This is a genomic window from Comamonas sp. SY3, assembly GCF_041730275.1.
GTDB classification, from domain to species: domain Bacteria; phylum Pseudomonadota; class Gammaproteobacteria; order Burkholderiales; family Burkholderiaceae_C; genus Comamonas; species Comamonas sediminis.
The window spans coordinates 156623-178309 of the sequence record NZ_JBGTYN010000008.1 but is presented as its reverse complement, the minus strand read 5'-3'; the positions used below and the strand labels follow the sequence as shown (position 1 = coordinate 178309).

22 protein-coding genes are annotated in these 21687 nt (G+C 64.5%); 8 read left to right on the top strand and 14 right to left on the bottom strand.

Translation table 11 applies throughout. The features are described from left to right. Positions 1-53: 53 nt before the first annotated feature. The 4 genes from ACCQ08_RS12940 to ACCQ08_RS12925 all read right to left on the bottom strand — a co-directional run bounded on the left by ACCQ08_RS12940 (position 54) and on the right by ACCQ08_RS12925 (position 2727). A complete protein-coding gene (locus ACCQ08_RS12940) occupies positions 54-374 on the bottom strand; it encodes a BON domain-containing protein (RefSeq protein ID WP_239809247.1) in 321 nt (106 codons plus the stop codon). A 93-nt stretch (positions 375-467) separates the two neighbouring features. Further along, the gene (locus tag ACCQ08_RS12935) at positions 468-854 is read right to left on the bottom strand and encodes a hypothetical protein (protein ID WP_239809246.1); all 387 of its coding nucleotides are present in this window, start codon (positions 852-854) and stop codon (positions 468-470) included. A 111-nt stretch (positions 855-965) separates the two neighbouring features. After that, the gene (locus tag ACCQ08_RS12930) at positions 966-1127 is read right to left on the bottom strand and encodes a DUF1328 domain-containing protein (RefSeq protein WP_021026244.1); all 162 of its coding nucleotides are present in this window, start codon (positions 1125-1127) and stop codon (positions 966-968) included. A gap of 262 nt (positions 1128-1389) precedes the next feature. Further along, entirely contained in the window at positions 1390-2727 is a 1338-nt protein-coding gene (locus ACCQ08_RS12925; protein WP_239809245.1) for a CHASE3 domain-containing protein, read from the bottom strand. Positions 2728-2836: 109 nt separating this feature from the next. Here ACCQ08_RS12925 and ACCQ08_RS12920 point away from each other — a divergent pair, with 109 nt between their 5' ends. Next, positions 2837-3469, top strand: coding sequence for a response regulator transcription factor (locus ACCQ08_RS12920; protein WP_021026242.1), 633 nt, complete (start codon positions 2837-2839; stop codon positions 3467-3469). A gap of 76 nt (positions 3470-3545) precedes the next feature. On the opposite strand, the gene ACCQ08_RS12915 is transcribed toward ACCQ08_RS12920, so the two are convergent. From ACCQ08_RS12915 to gpmA, 4 genes are all read right to left on the bottom strand, one after another. Continuing rightward, complete coding sequence (locus ACCQ08_RS12915) at positions 3546-3932, bottom strand: response regulator (RefSeq protein ID WP_239809244.1); 387 nt, start codon at positions 3930-3932, stop codon at positions 3546-3548. 153 nt (positions 3933-4085) lie between these two features. Continuing rightward, positions 4086-4841 (bottom strand): HesA/MoeB/ThiF family protein, encoded by a 756-nt coding sequence (locus ACCQ08_RS12910; protein ID WP_312833885.1) that lies wholly within the window; start codon positions 4839-4841, stop codon positions 4086-4088. A gap of 78 nt (positions 4842-4919) precedes the next feature. After that, entirely contained in the window at positions 4920-6428 is a 1509-nt protein-coding gene (locus ACCQ08_RS12905) for a S41 family peptidase (RefSeq protein ID WP_373450008.1), read from the bottom strand. 333 nt (positions 6429-6761) lie between these two features. Beyond that, entirely contained in the window at positions 6762-7502 is a 741-nt protein-coding gene (gpmA, locus tag ACCQ08_RS12900) for a 2,3-diphosphoglycerate-dependent phosphoglycerate mutase (protein WP_239809241.1), read from the bottom strand. A gap of 294 nt (positions 7503-7796) precedes the next feature. Between gpmA and ACCQ08_RS12895 the strand changes: the two genes are divergently transcribed. The 4 genes from ACCQ08_RS12895 (at position 7797) to ACCQ08_RS12880 (ending at position 10293) form a co-directional block, all read left to right on the top strand. Then, positions 7797-8204, top strand: coding sequence for a rhodanese-like domain-containing protein (locus ACCQ08_RS12895; RefSeq protein WP_373450007.1), 408 nt, complete (start codon positions 7797-7799; stop codon positions 8202-8204). 86 nt (positions 8205-8290) lie between these two features. Further along, positions 8291-8548: a glutaredoxin 3 gene (gene grxC / locus ACCQ08_RS12890; RefSeq protein WP_312412904.1), complete on the top strand. Its 258-nt coding sequence runs from the start codon at positions 8291-8293 to the stop codon at positions 8546-8548. A gap of 161 nt (positions 8549-8709) precedes the next feature. Then, complete coding sequence (gene secB / locus ACCQ08_RS12885; protein WP_116924716.1) at positions 8710-9171, top strand: protein-export chaperone SecB; 462 nt, start codon at positions 8710-8712, stop codon at positions 9169-9171. Positions 9172-9291: 120 nt separating this feature from the next. Then, a complete protein-coding gene (locus ACCQ08_RS12880) occupies positions 9292-10293 on the top strand; it encodes an NAD(P)H-dependent glycerol-3-phosphate dehydrogenase (protein WP_312412921.1) in 1002 nt (333 codons plus the stop codon). A gap of 18 nt (positions 10294-10311) precedes the next feature. Here ACCQ08_RS12880 and ACCQ08_RS12875 read toward each other — a convergent pair whose 3' ends face one another. From ACCQ08_RS12875 to ACCQ08_RS12865, 3 genes are all read right to left on the bottom strand, one after another. Further along, positions 10312-11202, bottom strand: coding sequence for an NAD(P)-dependent oxidoreductase (locus ACCQ08_RS12875; RefSeq protein WP_373450006.1), 891 nt, complete (start codon positions 11200-11202; stop codon positions 10312-10314). Positions 11203-11400: 198 nt separating this feature from the next. Next, complete coding sequence (locus ACCQ08_RS12870) at positions 11401-12588, bottom strand: DUF11 domain-containing protein (protein WP_312412930.1); 1188 nt, start codon at positions 12586-12588, stop codon at positions 11401-11403. A 357-nt stretch (positions 12589-12945) separates the two neighbouring features. Then, a complete protein-coding gene (locus ACCQ08_RS12865) occupies positions 12946-14232 on the bottom strand; it encodes a hydroxymethylglutaryl-CoA reductase, degradative (RefSeq protein ID WP_373450005.1) in 1287 nt (428 codons plus the stop codon). Between the two features lie 147 nt (positions 14233-14379). On the opposite strand from ACCQ08_RS12865, the gene ACCQ08_RS12860 reads away from it, so the two are divergent. After that, on the top strand, positions 14380-15789 hold the full coding sequence (locus ACCQ08_RS12860; RefSeq protein WP_373450004.1) for a PLP-dependent aminotransferase family protein: 1410 nt from the start codon (positions 14380-14382) through the stop codon (positions 15787-15789). Here the strand turns inward: ACCQ08_RS12860 and lysA are convergent, their stop codons facing one another. Beyond that, the gene (gene lysA / locus ACCQ08_RS12855; protein WP_373450003.1) at positions 15790-17040 is read right to left on the bottom strand and encodes a diaminopimelate decarboxylase; all 1251 of its coding nucleotides are present in this window, start codon (positions 17038-17040) and stop codon (positions 15790-15792) included. A 158-nt stretch (positions 17041-17198) separates the two neighbouring features. Here lysA and ACCQ08_RS12850 point away from each other — a divergent pair, with 158 nt between their 5' ends. Both ACCQ08_RS12850 and ACCQ08_RS12845 read left to right on the top strand, forming a co-directional pair. Next, positions 17199-18188: a LysR family transcriptional regulator gene (locus ACCQ08_RS12850; protein WP_373450002.1), complete on the top strand. Its 990-nt coding sequence runs from the start codon at positions 17199-17201 to the stop codon at positions 18186-18188. A gap of 32 nt (positions 18189-18220) precedes the next feature. Further along, positions 18221-19282: a purine nucleoside permease gene (locus tag ACCQ08_RS12845; protein ID WP_373450001.1), complete on the top strand. Its 1062-nt coding sequence runs from the start codon at positions 18221-18223 to the stop codon at positions 19280-19282. Between the two features lie 50 nt (positions 19283-19332). On the opposite strand, the gene ACCQ08_RS12840 is transcribed toward ACCQ08_RS12845, so the two are convergent. Both ACCQ08_RS12840 and ACCQ08_RS12835 read right to left on the bottom strand, forming a co-directional pair. Next, a complete protein-coding gene (locus ACCQ08_RS12840; protein ID WP_373450000.1) occupies positions 19333-20862 on the bottom strand; it encodes a M20/M25/M40 family metallo-hydrolase in 1530 nt (509 codons plus the stop codon). 117 nt (positions 20863-20979) lie between these two features. Next, positions 20980-21612 (bottom strand): tRNA-uridine aminocarboxypropyltransferase, encoded by a 633-nt coding sequence (locus ACCQ08_RS12835; protein ID WP_373449999.1) that lies wholly within the window; start codon positions 21610-21612, stop codon positions 20980-20982. Positions 21613-21687: the final 75 nt, after the last annotated feature.

The window sequence follows — 21687 nt, the reverse complement described above, 5'->3', positions numbered from 1 at the left end:
AAAAAAAACCAGCAGGCCTGGGCCAGCTGGTTTTTGCAGTCGGGTCGCGAAGCTTACTGCTTGACGATCAGGCTGTTGCGCACTTCGGTCACGCCCTTCACGCCGCGAGCGATCTGGCCCGCGCGGTCCTTTTCCAGTTGGGACTTGGCGAAACCGGACAGTTGCACGATGCCGCCGTCCATGGTCTTCACATTGATCGAGCTGGCGGAGGTTTCCTTGTCTTCGGCCAGCTTGGCTTTGACAGCGGTGGTCACAGCGGAGCCGTCGATGTATTCACCCACGGTTTCCTGCTTGCGAGCCACGGAGCAGCCGGTGGCCATCACCAGGGTTGCACCAGCAAAAGCAGCGATAGCGATAGTACGGGAGAGTTTCATTTTTTGTTTCCTCGCAAAGTGTTGTTAGGGTGCTTGAAAATCGATCGGCATTTGCACCGCACTTATCCGTTATATGCCGACAGATACTTGAAATCAGTCGCGACGGCGGGTCGCCATGATGACCAGCGTGGCCAGTGCAGCACCGGCTGCCATCGCGATGGCCATCGACTTGCCCGGCTGGTCCGAAACATATTCGTTGGCACGCTCTTGTGCACGGTAGAACTGCTCACGGGCACGGTGCGACGAGTCAGCCGCCAGGCCAATGCCGCGCTCCGCCCAGTCTTGGGCGCGAGAGGCAATATGGTCGATCGAGTGGCTCTTTTCATGACCGTATTCATCGACAGCACGCTCGGCCTTGTTGGCAGCGGACTTGACCGCACGACGGGTGTTGTCGACTGCCTTTTCAGCGCCGTCCAGCACGTCATTGGCGGTGTCTTTTACTTTGTCCACAGCGTCTTTGGCAATTTTTTCGGTATCCATGAAATAGCCTCTTTCTATGATGTTCAATGAAGATGTTGCAGTGTACGTTGACCTGCGCGTACCGATTAAATGTATCTGGTGGTGAGCACAGGTTCAAGGGTTGTCAAAGCGCTACTTTTTCAACAATCCCATCAGGAACGACGCCACGGCTAACACGATAAAGATCACAAACAGAATCTTCGCAATGCCCACCGCGCTGGCCGCGATACCACCGAAGCCGAACACAGCGGCGATCAGGGCGATGACCAGAAAGACAACAGCGTAATGCAGCATATTTTTCTCCTCATGTTGTTTGCTGTGCAAGAAGGTGCGAGCAATGACTGCATTCTGGCTGCTGCCCGCAGGCCGTCTTGCCAGCAGGTGCGAAGAACAGGTGTAGGACGGTTCCCGCTGTCGCGTGCCCGCTGCGGCAACGCGGCAGCTGCGCAGCCGCATGCAGCAAGGGCCGCCTGTCGGCGGCCCCTGCGTGGACTGTGCTTTAGTGGAGGCGGCTTCTGGCGCCGCGGGGAAGGGGGCAAAAGGGCTGCCCACCCCATCAGTTCTGCGGCAGGTTGGCCGAGATGGTGGTTCCCTGCTGGGGCGCGGAGGCGATGTGCAGCCGTCCGCCGCTGGCTTCGATGCGGTGGCGCATGCCGGCCAGACCGTGCGAGTTGGGATGGGCCTGGCTGGGGTCGAAGCCCACACCGTCATCGCGCACTTGCACGAACACATGCTTGGGGTGGCTCTGCAGGCTGATGAGCACGTTGCGCGCCTGCGCGTATTTGGCAATGTTGGTGAGGGATTCCTGGATCAGGCGGTAGATGCTCAGTTGCATCGCTTCGGGCACATTGATCGGCTCGAGGCTCAGCTCGACGGCGACGTTGCTGCTTTCGGAGAACTCCTTGGCCAGAATCTCCAGCGACGCGGTCAAGCCCAGGTTGGACAGCGATGACGGGCGCAGGTTTTCGATGATGCGGCGCTTCAAGGCAATGCCGCTGTTGAGTGTCTCGATCAGGTGCTTGATACGTTCCTGCACATCGGGCGCTGCCATGTCGATCTTGGACTTGAGCCGCGCCACGTCGAGCTTGGCCGTGGTCAGCAACGCGCCCAGCTCGTCGTGCAGTTCGCGGGCCAGGTGGGCGCGCTCGTCTTCACGCACCTGCTGCAGGTGGGTGGCGAGCTCGCCCAACGTGGCCGTGCGCTGGCGCACCTGTTTCTCCAGCTGATCGCGCTCGTCTTCGAGCATGCGTTGCTCGCGCAGCATCAGACCGGTGAGGCGGTTCGATTGGCGCAGGTACAGGTAGAACGCCAGCAGGCCCACGACACTGACCATCGCGATTCCCAGCCGCGCCAGGGTCAGCGATTTCAGGATCTCGGCCTCGTTGTGCATGCGCCGCTCATTGCTGTGGATCACCAGCTCATTGCTGAGCTTGCGCATGCTGTCCATCGTGGCCTGGGCTTCGGGGCTTTTGACCAGAAAGCGCCAGGCCTCTTCAAGCCCCTGACGGCGCAGCGAAATGCTGGTATCCATCTGGCTGAGGCGCTTGGCGACTTCCCGTCCCAGCATCGATGAGGTCTGCAGGTCTTCGGGGAACACGCTGTAGATGGCGCGCAGTTCATCGACGGCATTGTTGACGTTCGTGCAGGCCTGCTGGTAGGCCATGAGGTTGCTCTCTTCACCGCTGAGCAGGTAACCGCGTGCATGGGTTTCCGCATCCACCACCTGCTGCATCAGCTTGTCCAAGGTGGTGCGGGTCTGGTAGGTGACCGTGAGGTTCTGCAGCGAGTCATGGGACCGGTAATAACCAGCCTCGTTGATGCCGATCAGCACGGCAGCAGCCAAAAAGGCGGCTGGCAGACTGATCGCCCATTTGCGCAAGCGTGACCAACGCATGGAGCTTCCTTTTTTGATGGTTTTTGGTTTATGCGAGTGATAATAGAGCAAACTTCGGGCAGCGCTTGCGACTGGCAAGTGCTGCGGTTTGCGCTGCATGAGGGGAAATATGATTAAAGTTGGTATCGTCGATGATCACGCCATTGTGCGCTCGGGCCTCAAGCAATTTCTGGCCGAACATGTCGATCTGCGTGTCGTCGGAGAGGCGGCCAATGGACGGGAAGCCATCGACCTGGTGCGCAAGGAAGAGATCGATGTTCTGATCATGGATCTGTCGATGCCCGGGCAAAGCGGTATCGATGCGCTGGCGATGTTGCGCGCCAAGGCGCCCGACATGGGCATTCTGATCCTGAGCGGCTACCCTGAAGCCCACTATGCGATCAACCTGATCCGGCAAGGGGCCAGTGGCTACCTGAACAAGGAATGCGACCCGTCCGAGATTGTCGAGGCGCTGCGCACGATCTCGCTGGGCAAACGCTATCTGACGCCGGCCGTCGCCGACCTGCTGGCCCAGCAATTGCACCGCAAGGAGGATGCGCCTCCGCATGAGCAGCTGTCCGAGCGCGAGTTTCAGGTGTTCTTGAAGCTGGCCAAGGGTGAGACGGCGGGCAATATTGCCGACCAGTTGTCGCTCAGCGTCAAGACGGTGAGCACCTACCGCACGCGTTTGATGGAGAAGATGGGACTGGCGTCGAACAGCGACCTGACCTACTACGCATTGAAGAACGGTCTGATCGACTGAATGCGCCCACTTTCGCAAGACCAGCGGCCTGCCCAGGCCGCTTTTTTGTGATGGCCAGCAGGGCAACATCAGGCGCTCACTGCAGCTGGGATGTGCGCTCAACGCAGTAGTCGATCAGCGCGTCAATATCTTCCGATTTGTCGAACACCCGGTTGGCGCCCAGCTGCGCGCAGCGCTCACGCATGCTCGGCGTCGCATAGTTGCTGAGAATCACCAGGTGCTGGTGTGGCGCCCGCTCCTGGAGCTTTTCGAGCACACCCAGGCCGCTGCCTTCCAGCAGAAAAATGTCGATCACGGCCAGATCCCAGTCGGTGGCCGGGTTAGTCAGCCAGGTCGTGGCGTCGGTTTCGGTGCTGGCATGCCCCACGGTCTCCACCTGTGCCAGATCCTCTAGTGTGGCTATCAGGTTGTCGCGGATGGTCTTGTTGTCTTCTACCAGATATGTTTTCAAACGGCGATGCATATACGGCTACACGGGTGTGTCTTACCGTAACGATGATAGCAACAAGCCGTGGTGAAACCATCGGTCTGAAAGGATGGCGTAAGTAGGACAAGACCTCGTAGGTTTAATATTTATCTATAATAATATATAAAAAACAAATAACAAAGCGGGATATCAATGGTCGGCCTGGCCGCAGACCGGGCACTGGGGGTTGCGGGCGACCTGCATGCTGCTCCATTCCATGTCCTTGAGCTCGAGCATCATCAGCCGCCCGTTCAGGCTGCGCCCCACGCCAGCCACGAGCTTGAGCGCCTCGGCGGCCTGCATCGTGCCGATGATGCCCACCAGCGGCGCAAACACCCCCATCGTGGAGCAGCTGGCTTCCTCGAACTGCTCGTCCGGGGAGAACAGGCAGGCGTAGCAGGCGGCGCCTTCGTGGCGCCTGTCAAATACGCTGATCTGGCCGTCAAAGCGGATCGCCGCCCCGCTCACCAGCGGTTTGCCCTTTGCCACGCAGGCCGCATTGATGGCCTGGCGCGTGCGGTAGTTGTCCGTGCAGTCCAGCACCACGGTCGCACTGGCGACCAGGGCCTGCAGCCGCTCTTCACCGACACGCTCCTGCAGCGCCGTGACCTGGACATGCGGATTGATCGCCTGCAGCGTGGCGGCGCAGGAGCTGACTTTGGACTGTCCCACGCGCTCGGTGGTATGGGCAATCTGGCGCTGCAAATTGGTCAGATCGACGGTGTCGTCATCGACCAGGGTGATGCGTCCCACACCGGCTGAGGCCAGGTACATGGCCGCCGGGCTGCCCAGGCCGCCTGCGCCGATCACCACCGCGTGCGCGGCCAGAATGGCCTCCTGGCCTTCAATGCCGATCTCGTCCAGAAAAATATGGCGAGAGTAGCGCAAGAGTTGCTCATCGTTCATGGGGCTATTGTCTGAAAAAAACAAAGGCCGCAGCAGGAACTCTGCTGGCGGCCTTTTGATGCAGCTTAAAAACGGGCTTTACTTCTTGGGCTCCGTTGCCGGCAGCTTCGTGTCGTCGGTCGACGATTCGGGCTTGTCGGTAGCGCTGGTCTTCTCCTCGTCCTTTTTCTCGGCGGGGCGCTCGGTCTTGGTCTGGCTGACCTTCACCGGCTCACCCTTGAGCTGGTGCAGTGCCTGCTGCAGCTGGAAGTCCTTGTCCGAGCCGAACTCGGGCGGGCGGCGCTCGGAGGCGGGCTTCTTGCTCTCTTCGTCCAGGCGCTTCAACGCCGCTTCACGGGCTTTCTCGCGGGCTTCGTCCTTGACTTCAGGACCCTGGCCGCTGGACAGGTGCTTTTCCAGATCTGCTTCGCGGGTGCGCAGCGCGGCAAACAGGTCGCCTTCTGCCGACTCGTCGACCATGATGTCCGGCACGATGCCCTTGGCCTGGATCGACTTGCCACTCGGGGTGTAGTAGCGCGCCGTCGTCAGCTTGATGCCAGTGTCCGGGCCCAGGGGACGCACGGTCTGCACCGAGCCCTTGCCAAAGGTCTGCGCGCCCATGATCGTGGCGCGCTTGTGGTCCTGCAGCGCGCCCGAGACGATCTCGGAGGCCGATGCCGAGCCTTCATTGACCAGCACCACCAGCGGAATGTTCTTGATCGCCGCAGGCAGCGACTTGATCGGATCGCTGCCACGGCGCGCATAGAACTCGGGCGAGGCGCGTAAGATCGCCTTGCTCTCGGCCAGCTGGCCGTCGGTGGTCACCACGGTCACATTCGGCTGCAGGAAGGCTGCCGAGATCGCCACTGCGGCGTCCAGCAAGCCACCGGGGTCATTGCGCAGGTCCAGCACCAGGCCCTTGAGGTTCGGGTCCTGCTTGTACAGGTCTTCGACCTTGCGTACAAAGTCATCGACGGTGCGTTCCTGGAACTGGGAGACGCGCACCCAGCCGTAGCCCGGCTCGATCATCTTGGCCTTGACGGACTGGGTCTTGATCTCGGTGCGGGTGATCGTCACCGGGAAGCTGCGGCTCTCGTCCTTGCGCAGAATCGTCAGCACCACCTTGGTGTTGGGCTCGCCACGCATGCGTTTGACCGCATCGTTGAGCGACAGTCCCTTGACTGCCGTGTCGTCGATCTTGGTGATCAGGTCGTTGGTCTTGAGGCCGGCCAGGTCAGCAGGCGAGCCTTCGATCGGGGAGACGATGCGGATCAGACCGTCTTCCTGGGTGATCTCGATGCCGACACCGACGAACTTGCCGCTGGTGCCTTCCTGAAATTCACGGAACGACTTCTTGTCGAAGTACTGCGAGTGGGGATCGAGCCCGGACACCATGCCGGAGATGGCATCGGTGATGAGCTTTTTGTCATCGGCCGGCTCGACATAGTCGGTCTTGATCAGGCCGAAAACGGCCGACAGCTGCTGGATCTCTTCCAGTGGCATCGGCGACATCACGCCCCTTGCGACCGTCTGCAAGGAGACGGTCGTGAGCGCGCCAGCCACCACGCCCAGTGAAACCCAGCCGGCAATCTTCAATTTTTGGCCCATATGCTCACAACTTTCTATAGCGTGCCAATATACACCCAAGCGCCTGCGCCGGTGCGGCGCAGCAGCGCTTTTCGGGTGTTAAGACAAGTATTTACTTTCGCTAGCCGCCTACTGGCACCGGCAAGCGGCTGGCGCTGACACTGCCAGTAGCGGTACGCCTTCGGGCGGTTCAACGCTGCCCAAGAGCCTGTAGGGATCTGGCGCAGCGGCCTTGCCATGGGGCAGGCCGCTGTCATCGCCAGTGCGCTAGCCGCTTGACTCGGATTACCGCTTGCAGCGCAGAGTTCCCCGCAGCCCGGCGGGCCCGCAGGTGGGCGGCGGGCCGCCCGGCGTTCAGGCCTTGCCTTGGGAGGCGACCGCAGCGGCGGCCTTGGCAGCGGCTTCGGCGTCACCCAGGTAGTAATGGCGCAGCGGCTTCAGGTTGGCGTCCAGCTCATAGACCAGCGGAATGCCGTTGGGGATGTTCAGGTTCACGATGTCGCTGTCGGAGACGCCATCGAGGTACTTGACCAGCGCACGGATGGAGTTGCCGTGGGCGGCAATCACCACCCGCTCGCCCCGCTGGATGGCCGGTGCAATCGCTTCGTTCCAGAAAGGCACGACGCGCTCGACGGTGTCCTTGAGGCATTCAGTCAGTGGCACCTGGTCGGCAGCGCCGGCATAGCGGCGGTCGGCCTTTTCGCTGCGCGGATCGGCGGATTCCAGTGCAGGCGGGGGCGTGTCATAGCTGCGGCGCCAGACCAGCACTTGCTCGTCGCCAAACTTCTTCGCGGTTTCCGCCTTGTTCAAGCCCTGCAGCGCGCCGTAGTGGCGCTCATTGAGCTGCCAGCACTTTTGCACCGGCAGCCAGGTGCGGTCCATCTCGTCGAGGGTGTGCCACAAGGTGCGGATCGCGCGTTTGAGCACGCTGGTGTAGGCCACATCGAAGTCATAGCCTTCTGCCTTGAGCAGCTGGCCGGCTTGCTTGGCTTGCGCCACGCCGGTGTCGGTCAGGTCCACATCGGTCCAGCCGGTGAAGCGGTTTTCCAGGTTCCAGGTCGATTCACCATGGCGAATCAGGACAAGCTTGTACATGCAATCCTCGTGCAATAGTCAAAAAAGCGGTACGTGTCGCGGGCCGGTGGCGCTACAGGGCCTGGGGATCCCGCTGCATTCACAATGGCGCCGATTGTAGAGGCAGGCCTAAATCCCACGGCGCCTGCACAGCTTGGCGGCCCCGCATGGCCAGAAGCCGCATTCAGCGCGGCCAGAAACCTGCGCAGGCCTTCGGCGGTGACATTCCAGGGCATCAAAGGCTTTTATCGCGCAGCGGCATGGCCGCGCTTTTAGAATGCGAGGCTGTTTGAGCATTTTTGACAAGGGACTTGTGTGAACTTTCTGATCGACAACTGGTATCTGATCGTGCTGGTACTGGGCTCGGGCGCGATGCTGATGATGCCCGCCATGAAGAACATGGGCGGCGGCACGCTCAGCCCTGCCAATGCGGTGACGCTGATCAACCGTGAGAAGGCCGTCGTGGTCGACGTGTCGGATGCGCAGGAATTCAGCGCCGGCCACATCAGCAATGCCAAGAATGTACCGCTGGACCAGCTTGAAGCCCAGCTGCCCGCCGTCGTCAAGAACAAGGCCTTGCCGCTGATCCTGGTTTGCGCACAGGGCCAGCGCTCGCAGCGGGCCGTGGCCGTGGCCAAGAAGCTGGGTTACACCAATGTGCAGGCGCTGGCCGGTGGCATGAAAGGCTGGCGCGCCGCCAGCATGCCGCTGAAGAAGGCTTGATTTCGCTTATTTTGGCCCCATCTACGGCCTTTAGACACCATTGACGGGTCAGCGTCCTCCCGGGCGCAGGGCTCCAGGACATTCTCATGCAAGCTGTAAAGATGTACACCACCGCCTACTGCCCTTATTGCACGCGTGCCAAGCAGGTGCTGCAAGCCAAGGGGGTCGCGCAGATTGAAGAGATCCGCATCGACAGCGATCCAGCGCAGCGTGCGGTGATGATGGAGACCACCGGCCGGCGCACCGTGCCGCAAATCTTCATTGGCGACACCCACGTGGGCGGCTGTGACGACCTGATAGCACTGGACCAGCGTGGTGGTCTCGTGCCACTGCTGCAATCCTGAGACCTTTCACTGCCTCGTGCATGCCCCTCCAAGCCGGAGCGGGCGCTTGCCGGCACTGTCAATTTGCCATTGCATAATGGCAGGCTGCATGCGAGGGGCGCACACAACGGGCGGCATCGCAGCTGCACTCCATTCCTTTTTCTAGCGAAAGACAGACAACCATGGCGGATCAAGAAAATCCCGTGTTCCAAATTCAACGCGTGTACCTGAAGGACGCGTCGCTGGAGCAGCCCAACTCGCCAGCCATTCTGCTGGAGCAGACCCAGCCCAGCGTGGACATCCAGCTGGGTGTGGAAGCCACCCCTGTGGCCGATGGCATTTTCGAAGTGGCCGTGACCGCCACCGTGCAGACCAAGATCGAAGACAAGACCGTGTTCCTGGTGGAAGCCAAGCAAGCCGGTATCTTCGAGATCCGTGGCATTCCTGACGACCAGATGGGTGCTGTGATCGGTGTGGCCTGCCCGCAGATCGTCTACCCTTACCTGCGCGGCAACGTCGCAGACATCGTGACCCGCGCCGGCTTCCCGCCTGTGCATCTGGCGGAAATCAACTTCCAGGCCATGTACGAGCAGCAACAAGCCCAGGCCAATGGCGCTGGCGCAGGTGCCGCACTGGCCCAGTAATTGCCGCTGTGTTGACAACGCAAGGCCTTGCAGTCTAGGTTGCAAGGCCTTTGTTGTATCTGCCGGGGAGCCGGCCGCAGGCAGCGCCAGCATTTGAGTTGATGTAAGAGGGGGGTGGCTATGAAGATCTTGGTGATGGGGGCGGGTGCCTGGGGAACGGCGTTGGCCATGCATGCGGCCGCACGCCACAGCGTGCAGTTGTGGGCCCGCGACACTCAGCAGGCCCGCCAGCTGCAAACCAGCCGCGAGAACCAGCGCTATTTGCCAGGCATCCGCTTGCCCGATGCGTTGGAGGTGACCAGCGGCGATCTGCAGCCTCTGGTGACCCAGGCCGAGCTGATTGTGCTGGGCACGCCGATGGCGGCGTTGCGCGGCGGCCTGACGATGCTGCGCGATTGCCAGGTGCCGGTGGCCTGGCTCAGCAAGGGTTTTGAAGCCGTGCCCCCTGGCGCGCCCGCCGGCAGCCATGGCCTGCTGGGCAATGAGGTCTGCGCCCAGGTGGCACCCGCGCTGCATGCCGGCGTGCTGAGCGGCCCCAGCTTTGCGCAGGAAGTGGCCCAGCACCAGCCCACGGCCTTGGTGGCAGCCAGCCGCCATGCCGATGTGCGCGATGCGCTGGTAGCGGCCTTCCATGGCGACAACCTGCGCGTCTATGCCAATGAGGACATCAGCGGGGTCGAAGTCGGCGGCGCCGTCAAGAATGTGCTGGCGATTGCCACCGGTCTCTGCGATGGCCTGAATTTGGGTCTGAATGCCCGCGCCGCCCTGGTGACGCGCGGTTTGGCCGAGATGACGCGCCTGGGCGTGGCGCTGGGCGCGCACACCGATACCTTCATGGGTCTGTCGGGCCTGGGCGATCTGGTGCTGACGGCCACAGGGGATCTGTCGCGCAACCGCAAGATCGGCCTGTTGCTGGCCCAGGGCCAGAGCCTGGAGCAGGCGGTGCAGTCGCTCGGCCATGTGGCCGAAGGGGTATACAGCGCCCGCACAGTGCTGCAGCGCGCCCAGAAGCTGGGCGTGGAGATGCCGATCACGGCCGCCGTCGTCGCCTTGCTCGATGGCAGCCTGTCGGCCCCCGATGTGGTGCAGGCTCTGATGGGGCGCGAGCCCCGCGCCGAATAAAAACTCCCGGACTGCTCTTCAGGACTTGGCCAACAGTCCGATCAGCGCCGGCAGCATCGCATCGCCATGCCGGGCCTCGACCTGGTTCTGCAAGGTCGTGGCGGCCGCATCGGCAATCAGGCTCGCGGCTTCGGCATCGTGGGCCATCGTCGCGTAGTAGCTCAAATCCTTGGCCGCGTTGGCGATCGAGAACGCAATGCCCGAGGGGTCGTCCGCCAGGATGTAGGACTGCAGACGGTCCAGCGCCACACCGGCGCCGCCCCCTGCGGCCAGCACGCTGTGGAAGGCCTGCATGTCCATGCCCTGCTTGCGCGCGCAGGCGGTGGCCTCGGCCAGCAGGCTCATCTGGCCCACCGAGACAAAGTTGTGCAGCAGCTTCATGCGGTGGCCGTCGCCCAGCGCACCCACATGGGTCACCTGGCTGGTGAAGGTGGCCAGCACCGGCTGCACCTGGGCCAGCACGGCGGCATCGCCGCCGACCAGCAGATTGAGCTGGCCGTCGTGCGCCTGCTTGGAGGTCTTGGTCATCGGCGCATCGATGAACTGGCCGCCCGCAGCCTGCACCGCCTGCGCCATGCGCACCGTCGATGCGGGCACAGCGGTCGAGCAATCGATCACGATGGTGCCGGGGCGCAAGGCCGACAGCAGGCCCTGCGCGCCGGTCAGCACGGCTTCGACCTGGGGCGAGCCGGTCACGCAGAGGATGACAACGTCGCAGTGGCTGGCCAGCTCGGCCGGGGTCTGGCAGGTGCGGGTGCCCAGGCTCAGCAGCTCCGTCAGCGGCTGGTTGCCGGGGTGCTCCAGCACATAGAGTTGAAAGCCTTTGGCCGCGACGTTGCGGGCAATGCCGTGGCCCATCAGGCCGACCCCAATCAGGCCGACGACCGGCTGGGAAGTTTGCGATGGCATGGAAATCTCCTGGCGATGTGCACAAGTAAGCGATGTCCCGAGCGTACCGCAAGGCCTTTGGGCCATGGCGGCCGCATGCGTGGCCGCAGTCAACTTGGCGACCGGCTGCCGCGTCCCTCTGTGCCAGACCAGACAGACACAAGCCTCGTACCACCTGCGGGGCAGTACGAGGCCTGGCGGCGGCGGGGTGGCCCGCTATCAGCGTTGTGGGCGGCCCCGCTGGCGCCTGCGGGCCTGGGTCCACACCAGCGCGATCGTCAGCGCCGACAGGATTGCCATCGCCCAGTTGCCAAGGGTGGGCACCTTTTCCGGGGTGGGCTGGGGCTCTGGATCCAGCGGGATGACTTCGGTGGTGATCTCGGCCTCTGCGGTGGCCGTGCAGCCCGTGCTGGCGTCGCAGATCGCACCCGGGCCGGGCTCGATGGTGGCGACGCTCGCCAGGCTGCCCGATGCGGCCACCGTGCCGGAGAGGCCAAATACCAACTCGCCGCCTGGAGGCAGGTCAAAGCTGAAAGGCGCATTGCCCAGATCGCCGGGGCAGACCGCACCGTTGGCGGCGCTGCAGGACCAGGCTGCTTCGCTCAGGGCCGTGGGCATCTCGTTGCTGAGCGTCACCAGGCTGGCATCGGAGGGGCCCGGGTTGCGCACGGTGATCGTGTAGTTCGCCGTCTGTCCTGGGGTGTAGCTGGGCTTGTCGATGGTCTTCTGAATGGTCAATGAGGTTTCGCACATCAGGCTGTCTGACTTCAGGTGCGCCAGCAAGCCCGATCCCCAGCCACCATCGACCACGGAGAAGATCAGCGTGTTGAGGCCGGTGACCCACTGGCCGTTGAGCGGGGCCGTCCCGCCGGTGCCAGGGGCATAGCTCCCGATGGGCAGCGGTTGAAAAACACCGTTGATGGACACACCGAGCATGCCGTCATCTGCGTAGTAGTCCATGCTCAGCTTCAGCGCGCTCGGCGGAATGCCGGCAGGCAAGTTGAACTGCATGCGGTAGTAGTTGGTGACCAGCGGGTTGAACGGATAGGGGCGAGGGCGGGTCGTGGCGTTGGCCAGCGGCGAGATCCAGTTGGTCTGGCCGCCCAGGGCGCTGCCCGACACCCAGTCGGCAGGTATCGCCGCAGTGTTGGGGACGGTGGTGGGTTTCCAAACCGCCGTGGGGCTGGGGCCGAGGGCGCCCGTCGGATCCGACTGGCTGGATGACACCCACCACTGCAGGTCCTCGCCGCCGTTGGGGACCAGCGCCCCCGCTTCAAAGTCATAACCGGTGTTCAGGATGGCATTGCTCGATTGGCAACTGAACGTCGGAATATAGGGAACAGGCTGCGCGCTCACCCATTGGCAGGCCAACAGCGTGGCGGCCGTAGCCATCCATTTTGCAAACATATGAACTCTTTCTACAGTCGAAGGGAGGGTTTGAGTTTATTTGTATTGCAAAAATGGATTCAATAAAAAATACCAATAATATTAAGAACTGTATTTGTATGTAAATCACCGCTCAGCTACGCAAGATGTTTACAACGTTGCTAGTCGATTGTTGCGGAATACAAGTGAATACCCGCTGATCCCTGCCCGCACGCCGGCAGGCACTGTGTCTGCATGCGAAGCCGTTTGTCTCCCCCGCTTCACCGCAGCGGCTTAACTTGCATCAAGCTGTATGTATTTCCGCACTATTTAGATGTGTACATAGAAAGCGACTGTGTATTGCGGCGCGGAGCAAGCGGTGCCCCGCGGTCCACCGTCTCAGCGCTGGCGCAACTCGGCCAGCACTTCCAGCGCACGGTCGGTGCGCACATCGTGCTCGGCGGCGAGGCGCTTGGCGACCTGGTCGATCTCCTCACCGACAGCCCCTGCCACCAGCGCGATATTGCGCGCATGCAAAGCCATGTGGCCGCGCTGGATGCCTTCGGTGGCCAGCGCGCGCAAGGCGCCCAGATTCTGCGCGAGGCCCACGGCGGCAGCGATCTCGCCCAGCTCCTGGGCAGATTTGACGTCCATGATCTTCAGCGCCAGGCGGGCCAGCGGATGGGTCTTGGTGGCGCCACCGACCAGGCCCACCGGCATCGGCAGCTCAATGGTGCCGACCAGCGCGCCGGTTCCGTCTTTCTCCCAGGTGGTGAGCGAGGTGTAGCGACCGTGGCGGCTGGCATAGGCATGGGCGCCGGCCTCCACCGCACGCCAGTCGTTGCCGGTGGCGACGATGACCGGGTCGATGCCGTTCATGATGCCCTTGTTGTGGGTCGCGGCGCGGTAGGGGTCGATGGCGGCAAAGGTGTAGGCATCGAGCACGCCTTCGATGATTTCCTCGCCGCTGCGCTCGGCGGTCTTCAGGGTCTGGGGCGTCAGGCGCACGCGGGCGCGGGCCAGGCGCAGATCGGCCAGGTTGGACAGGATGCGCAGCCGCACCGAGCCGCCGGTGATCTGCTCGACCAGCGGCGAGACCGACTCGGCCATGGTGTTGACGGTGTTGGCGCCCATCGCATCGCGTACATCGACGATCAGGTGCATGACCACCATGGGGCCACGGGGTGAATCGGGGAACACATGGACCTCGATGTCCTTGCAGCCGCCGCCCAGGCCGATCAGCACCTTGTCGCGGCTGTTGGCCAGCTCCAGGATCTGGGCACGCGCCTGGTACAGCGCCAGCCGCACGCCATAGGGGTCCTGGATGCCGACGATCTGCACCTGGGCGCGCATCAGCGGCTGGGTGCTGGAGGTCTGAAACCCCCCGTCCTCGCGCGCCAGCTTGGCCATGTACGAGGCTGCGGCGATGATCGAGGGCTCTTCGACGGCCAGCGGCACCAGCACATCGCGGCCATTGATCTGGAAATTGCCGGCCACGCCCAGCGGCAGCTCAAAGGTGCCGATCACGTTTTCGATCATGCCGTCGGCCACGCTGGAGGGCAGGGCACCGGGCTGGGTCAGCAGCGCGCGGTCTTCGTCGCTCAGTTGGCAGGCCTTGGCGATGACATCCCAGCGCTGGGCGGGGCTGAGGGCGCGGAACTGCGGCAGGCGGGAATCGGTGGCCATGGTGTCTCCTGGTAATTTTTGAGGGGGATGCGATAGGTCCAGCCCGCAATCTACCTAAACTGTACCGCTATAGACAGGTACAGTTTACCGGGACAGTGCTGCTGCAACGCAGCATCGCGGCCCCGGTTTTTTCCCCTTGGAGCACCTATGCCCACCCCCTCTGGCCGCAAGGCCTCGATTGCGGAAAACCTGGCCGCCATGCTGGGCCGGCAGATTGCGGGCGGCGTGCTGCGCGCCGGTGACAAGCTGCCCTCCTTGCGCGCGCTGGCGCAGCTGCATGGCTATGCGAAGAACACCGTGGTGGCGGCCTTTGAGTTGCTGGTATCGCGCGGCCTGGTCGAGGCGCGGCGCGGCTCGGGCTTTTATGTGCTGGACCAGCGGCCGGTGGTGGCCGTGCCTGCAGGCGATGACAGCGCGCCACTGCAGCGCGCGATGGATGTGGTCTGGCTGATGCGCGAGCAACTCAAGACCCAGCCCGACGCGCTGGCGCTGGGCGATGGTTTTCCGCCCATCGGCTGGCTGGCCGATATGCGCCTGGACCGCTACCACCAGAAGGTGGTGCGCACAGGGCTGGGTGCGCTGTTCCGCTACGGCAGCCGCATGGGCTATGCGCCCTTGCGCGACAGCCTGGTGCGCAAGCTGGGCATGTTCGGTCTGGGCGTGACCTCCCAGCAGCTGCTGCTGACCCAGGGCGCCAATGACGCGCTCGACCTGGTCATCCGCCACTGGGTGACACCCGGCACCACCGTGCTGGTGGACGACCCCGGCTACTACCTGCTGTTTGGCAAGCTCAAGCTCGCTGGCGCGCGGGTGCTGGGCGTGCCGCGCCAGCCCGATGGCCCCGATGTGCAGGCGCTCGAGCGCCTGCTGCAGACCGAGCGCCCGCGGCTGTTCTTCACCCAATCGCTGGCGCACAACCCGACGGGCTCGGACCTGAGTGCCGCCAAGGCCTACCGCATCCTGCAACTGGCGGGCCAGCAGCAGATGCTGGTCGTTGAAAACGACCCGCTGGCCGATTTCAAACCGACCACGGCCACGCGCCTGTCGGTGCTGGACCAGCTGGCGCGCACGATCTACATCGGGAGCTTTTCCAAGTCATTCTCTGCGGCGCTGCGGGTGGGCTTCATCGCCTGCCACCCCGATCTGGCCAGCGACCTGGCCGATCTGCGCAGCCTCATCCATGTGAGCGGCTCGGAGTACTGCGAGCGCATGGTCGATGTGATGCTGCGCGAGGGCCAGTATGAGCGGCACCTGGTGCGCCTGCGCGGGCGACTGGGCCAGGCCACGGCGCAGGCGCTGGACTGGATGGACCGCCAGGGCTGCGAGGTGTTTGCGCGCAGCGCGCAGTCGCTCTACCTGTGGGCGGCCTTCCCCGGTTGCGAGGATTCGGCCCAACTGGCCAGCGAGTTGCTGGCCCGGCAGGTGACGATGGCGCCGGGCCGGGTGTTCAGCCTCGACAGCAGCCTGGTATCGCGCTGGTCACGCTGCAATGTCGGCGCCATGCAATCGCCGCGCCTGGACGCGGCGGTGGCGCAATGGCGCGCGGCGCCGCGCTGATCAGAGGCCGAGCTCCAGCGCCAGCAGTTCTTCGACGGTCTGGCGGCGGCGGATGAGACGCGCCTTGCCGTCTTCGACCAGCACCTCGGCGGCCAGCGGGCGGCTGTTGTAGTTGCTGGACATCGAGGCGCCGTAGGCACCGGTGTCGTGGATCACCAGCAGATCGCCCACCTGCGCATTACCGAGCGGACGGGGCAGCACCACGCCGGACTCGCCCTGGGTGAAGACATCGCCCGATTCGCACAGCGGACCGGCGACGACGGCATTGCCCTGCGCAGGCAGCACACCGACGCCACGGCGCTGCACATGCATGCCGTGGTAGCTGCCGTACATCGACGGGCGCATCAGCTCGTTGAAGCCGGTATCGACCAGCACAAAGTGGTTGCTGCCGGCATCCTTGGTGGCGCGCACCGTGCCCAGCAGTACGCCCGATTCGGCCACCAGGTAGCGGCCCGGCTCCAGCTCCAGCCCCAGGTGGTGGCCCACCAGCGCCTCGGCCTGCTTGCGCGCCGCATCCCAGAGGCCAAAGTAGTGCTGGGTGTCGATGGTGGCATCGCCCTCCTTGTAGGGGATGGACAGGCCGCCGCCGGCCGAGATGGCCTGCAGGCGGTGGCCGGCCGCGTGGGTGCGCTGCACCAGCTGCACCATCGCGCCGCAGACTTCCTGCAGGTGGCCATAGTCCACGCCCGAGCCGATGTGCATGTGCAGACCCACCAGCTGCAGGCCGCGCTCGGCGATGACTGCCAGCGCCATCGTCAGGTCGCTGTGCCAAATGCCGTGCTTGCTGTGCTCGCCGCCGGTATTGGTCTTGTTGCTGTGGCCATGGCCGAAGCCGGGGTTGATGCGCAGCCAGACCGCATGGCCGGGCGATGCCTGGCCCAGCTGGTGCAGCATGTCGATGGAGCCGGCATTGACGGGGATTTTGTGCTCGACCACGGTGGCCAACGTGGCCTCGTCCATCACATCGGCGGTGAACACGATGTCGGACGGCTCGCCAAAACCGCCCTGGTAGCCGGCCGCCAGCGCGCGCAGCACTTCGCCGCGCGAGACCGCATCGACCTTGACGCCTTGCGCACGCATCAGCTGCAGCACATGGATGTTGGAGCAGGCCTTTTGGGCAAAGCGCACCGTATCAAAAGCCTGCAGCTGTGCGATGCGCTGGCGGATGGTGTCCGCGTCATACACCCACAGCGGGGTGTTGAAGTCATCGGCCAGCTGCCACAGCAGATCGGGGGTAAAGGGGTTGCTCATAGTCGGTATGCCGGACGGCGTGGAATCAGGGAAACGGGGAATCGGGGGATGGGAGAAATCAGCTGCCCAGTGTGCCCGGGGTGAGGTATTTGGTCTAATGCTTATTTATCGGCATGTCATTCATAATGGATATGTCTTTGTCGTCGTGCCGCCTGCCCATGCCCCGTTCGCCCAGCCCCGCTCCGTCCGCTTCCGATCCATCCCAGGAGCCCAGCCCATCAGCGGCCCGGCTGCAGCACCGCCATATCGAGGTGTTCCGCGCCGTCATGCTGGCGGGCGGGGTGACCGGCGCGGCAGGCCTGCTGTTCAGCTCCCAGCCCACGGTGAGCCGCGATCTGGCGCGCATGGAGCAGCTGCTCGGCTACCCGCTGTTTGAGAGGGTGCAAGGCAGGCTGCGGCCCAATGCACGCGCGTTGGCGCTGTGGGAAGAGGTGCAGCGCAGCTGGCAGGGGCTGGACCGGGTCATCGACCGGGCAGTAGCACTGTCGCGCCCCCAAGCGGCGCGTATCAGCGTGCTGAGCATGCCGGCACTCAGCCACGCGCTGCTGCCGGCGGCGCTGGCGCGGATGCAGCAGGCGCAAGGGCCGGTCGCAGTCAGCGTCGCCACGCAGGAGGCCCCGCTGTTGCAGCAGTGGATGGCCGCCCAGCGCTATGACCTGGGCTTGACCGAGCACGGCGAGGCGCCGGCTGGCACGCGTGCCGTGGCCTTGCCGGCGCTGGACGAAGTCGCAGTGCTGCCTGCCGGCCACCCGCTGGCGCGCAAGCGCGCGTTGCAGCCCGCTGACTTTGCGGGCCAGGCCTTTATCAGCCTGGCCGAGGGCGACCCCTACCGCACCCAGATCGACCAGGTGTTTGCCGATGCCAGCGTGGGCCGGCAAATGCTGCTGGAGACGCACAGCGCCGTGGCGGTCTGCGCGATGGTGCAAAACGGGCTGGGCCTGGCGATCGTGAACCCGTTCACCGCGCAGGCCTGCATGGGCCAGGGCCTGGTGCAGCGGCCACTGGCCTTTTCGATTCCGTTCCGCACCCAGGTGCTGCTGCCGCTGCACCGGGCGGCGGTTCCGGAGGTCGATGCCTTGGTGACAGCGCTGGGCCAGGCCGCAGCCAGGCTGCCGACCTACAATGCGCAGCACGCCGGATCGCGCTGAGATACCGGTGGTCTGACCAGGAGAAATATCCCATGTCCCGTGCCCCGCTTCGCTCTCTCGCCCGGCCGCTGTGCGCCAGCGCGCTGTTGCTGGCGCTGCTGTCCGGTTGCGCCAGCACCGGCAGCCAGCCGCCCAGGACGGCCCAAGTGGCCCAGGCTGCGCCTCCGGTCCAGGTCAAGGTGTTCGTTGCGGCCATGTTCGAGATCGGTGCCAATACCGGCGACCGGGCCGGCGAGTTCCAGCACTGGTATGAGCGCTATTTCCGCGATGCCCAGCCGATCCAGGTGCCGGGCGCGCTGGGGCCGGTGTTCTGCAATGCCGATGGCGTGTGCGGCAGCGTGCTGGGCATGGGCAAGGTCAATGCCTCGGCCTCGATCCAGGCCATCGTGCTGAACCCGCGGTTCAATTTTGACCAGGCCTACTATGTGATCAGCGGCGTGGCCGGCACCCCGCCATCGCGCGGCACCATTGGCGATGTGACCTGGGGCAGCTGGCTGGTCGACTACGACCTGGGCCACCGCTGGGCGCCGGAAGAGGGCCAGGCCGGCGCGCCGGTGTTCATGCCGCGCAAGGGCTATGAGGACTACCGCCGCTTTGCGCTGAATCCGGCCTTGACCCAGGCCGCCTATGCGATGACCCGCGCCGTGCCGCTGCAGGACAGCGAATCGGCCCAGCGCTACCGCATGCGCTACCCCGATGCCGCCGCCCGCCAGGCGCCCAGCGTGCATGTGGGCACGCATATCACCGGCGATACCTTCTTCCACGGCCCGGGCCTGTCCAGGGAGGCGCAGTACATCGCCAAGCTCTACGGCGCGGACGACTATGTCGCCACCGAGATGGAGGCCGCCGCCATTGCGCTGGTGCTCCAGCGCAGCCATGGGACGGACCGGATTCTGAGCCTGCGCGGCTCGGTCAATTTTGACCAGGGCAACCCGCAGGAAACGACCCAGGCCCACCTGGACCCCAAGCCCGGCGAAACCGCAGGCGGCTTTGCCGAAACGGTGGCCAATGTGGCAGCCGTGGGCGGCGTCTTTGTCGACACGGTCGTCAAGAACTGGCCGCAGTGGAAGGATGGCGTGCCGGCGCAGCGCTGAGCTAAACCGCTACGCACAGCAGGCCCCCAGTTGGGGGCCTTTTTTGGGGCTTATTTCCAGGGCTGGCTCAGGATGGATGCCAGGCTCTTGACGCCATCGAAGTAGTTGCCCAGGCGCATGTTCTCGTTCTTGCTGTGCTGGTTGTTGTCGGCATTGACCATCGGCACGATCACAAACGGCACCTTCAGCGCCTGCACCGCAGCGCCGGTGGGCACTGTGCCGCCCATCATGCGGATCTGCACAGGTGCCTGGCCCCAGGCCTGCTGCATGCCCTGGCGCAGCCAGTCGCCAATGGGGGCGTTCAGATCGGTGCGCACGGCGCTGGACGAGGCCGACACGCCGCCCATCTTCAGGCTCGCCATCTTGGGGTACTGGGCGCGCTGCTCGGCGCTGGGCTCGCCGTCAATCAGCGTGAAACCCTGGCCTTCGATATGGGTCTTGAGCAGCTGCAGCAGGCGCTCGGGCGGGGTCTCGGGGACGGTGCGCAGGTCCAGCTCGGCGATCGCCTGGGCGGGCACCACGGTGCGGGCCTTGGCGCCGACGTCCGCACTTTGCAGCCCGCGCACATTGAGCGAGGGGTACTGCATCGCTTCCTGGTAGTTGTTGCCCACCTTCTCGGTCTGGGCAATGCCCAGGCGCTTGCGCAGCGCGGTCTCGTCATCGGGCACGGCCTTCATCACCGCCTGGGTCTGCGCATCAAAGCGGATGCCGTCGTAGTAGCCCTTGACGAGCACGCGGCCATCGGGCGCCTTCATCGAGGCGAGCAGCTGCGCCATCGTGAACGCGGGGTTGGCGGCGTAGTTGCCATAGTGGCCGCTGTGCAGATCCTGGCTGGGGCCGTACACGGTCAGGGTGGCCTGGGCCACGCCCCGGTTGCCAAACACCAGGGTGGGGCGGTTGCTGGCATGCATCGGGCCATCGAGCACCAGCAGCGCATCGGCCTTCAGGGCCTCGAGGTTGGCGTCGATGACGCCGCCCAGCGATGGGGAGCCCTTTTCCTCTTCGGAGTCGAGCAGGATCTTGATATTGGTGCTGGGCGCCAGGCCCTGCTGCTGGAGCGCATCGATGGCGGCCATCAGCATGATGATGGGGGCCTTGTCATCGGACGACGAGCGGCCAAACACGCGCCACTCGGGGTTGGGCTGGGCGCCGTAGAGCTGATCCAGTGCAATCTCTTTCCAGGTGCCATCGGCCTGGCGTTCCTTCAGCACCGGCTTCCAGGGGCTTTCCTGCTGCCATTCCGACGGGGTCACCGCCTGGCCATCCATATGGGCGTAGAACAGCACCGTCTTGGTGGCGCCGGGCACCGGGGGCAGGGTGGCCAGCACCATCGGCTTGCCCTGGTTGGGCAGCAGCTGGGTCTGGAAGCCGCGCTTGTCCAGCGCCGCCTTGAACCACTGCGCATTCTTCTCGATGTCGGCTGCCACGTTCGAGTCATTGGGCAAGGCCAGCACCTCGATCCATTCACGCAGGCTGGCGCTGCTGGCTTGTTGCACGGCGGCATCGGAGGGGGCGGCGGCCTGGGCCAGGCCGGCGGCGCACAGCGCGGCGCTGAGCAGGGTGAGGGTCGAGAACTTCATGCAAGGGCTCCGTCAGTCAAAGGAAAACAGGTTCAAGGCAATGGCCTGGAGTATCCCCGAGTGCGCGCTCACCCCCGGGCGCGCAGGCGGGCGCATTGTCGCCAGGGCGCCAATCGCTCAGTGGGCGCTGCGCAGGCGTTCGTACTGCGCGATCAGCCCGTCAAAGGACTGCTGCAGCGCCTGCAGCGGCGGCGCGCCATCGGGCCAGGCCTCCAGCTGTTGCAGTGCCAGCGCAGCCGCCTCCAGGGTCGAGAGCTGGCCTGCGCGGGGTGCCTTGCGGATGCGGTAGCCGGCTGGCCCGGTGTCCGTCAGCGCCAGGCGGGGCAACCGGGCCAGCAGCGGGTTGGCATAGAGCATCTTGCGGCTTTTGCGCCAGGTGCCGTCGATCAGCACCAGGCGCCGGACGGGTGCTGGCGCGTCGCGGTCCGTCAGCGCCATCAGGGCGGCGGGCTGGTCGGGTGTCTGGGGGTAGAGCAACAGCGTTTGCTGGGGGGCTTCTGCGCCGGGCCAGGCGCCATACAGCCATTGCTCCAGCTGTGCCGGGTCAAAGGCTTCGCCTACCTCCAGCCGGCTGCCCGGCAGGCACAGGTGCAGCAGGCGCGCGGTGCCCTTGGCTTCCTGCAGCTCCAGCGGGTGCTGCAGGACCAGGACCTGGGTAGCAGCCTGCAGCGGCTGCGCCAGCGCACAGATGCAGGCAGTTTGCGGACGGAGGCAGCGGGGGCATTGGGCGCGGCGCGGGGCAGAGGACACGGGGGCTGTAAGGGAGCAGACAGAGGGCTATTGTGCTGCAAGGACAAGGCGCCGCCGCTATGCTGGCGCCCCTAT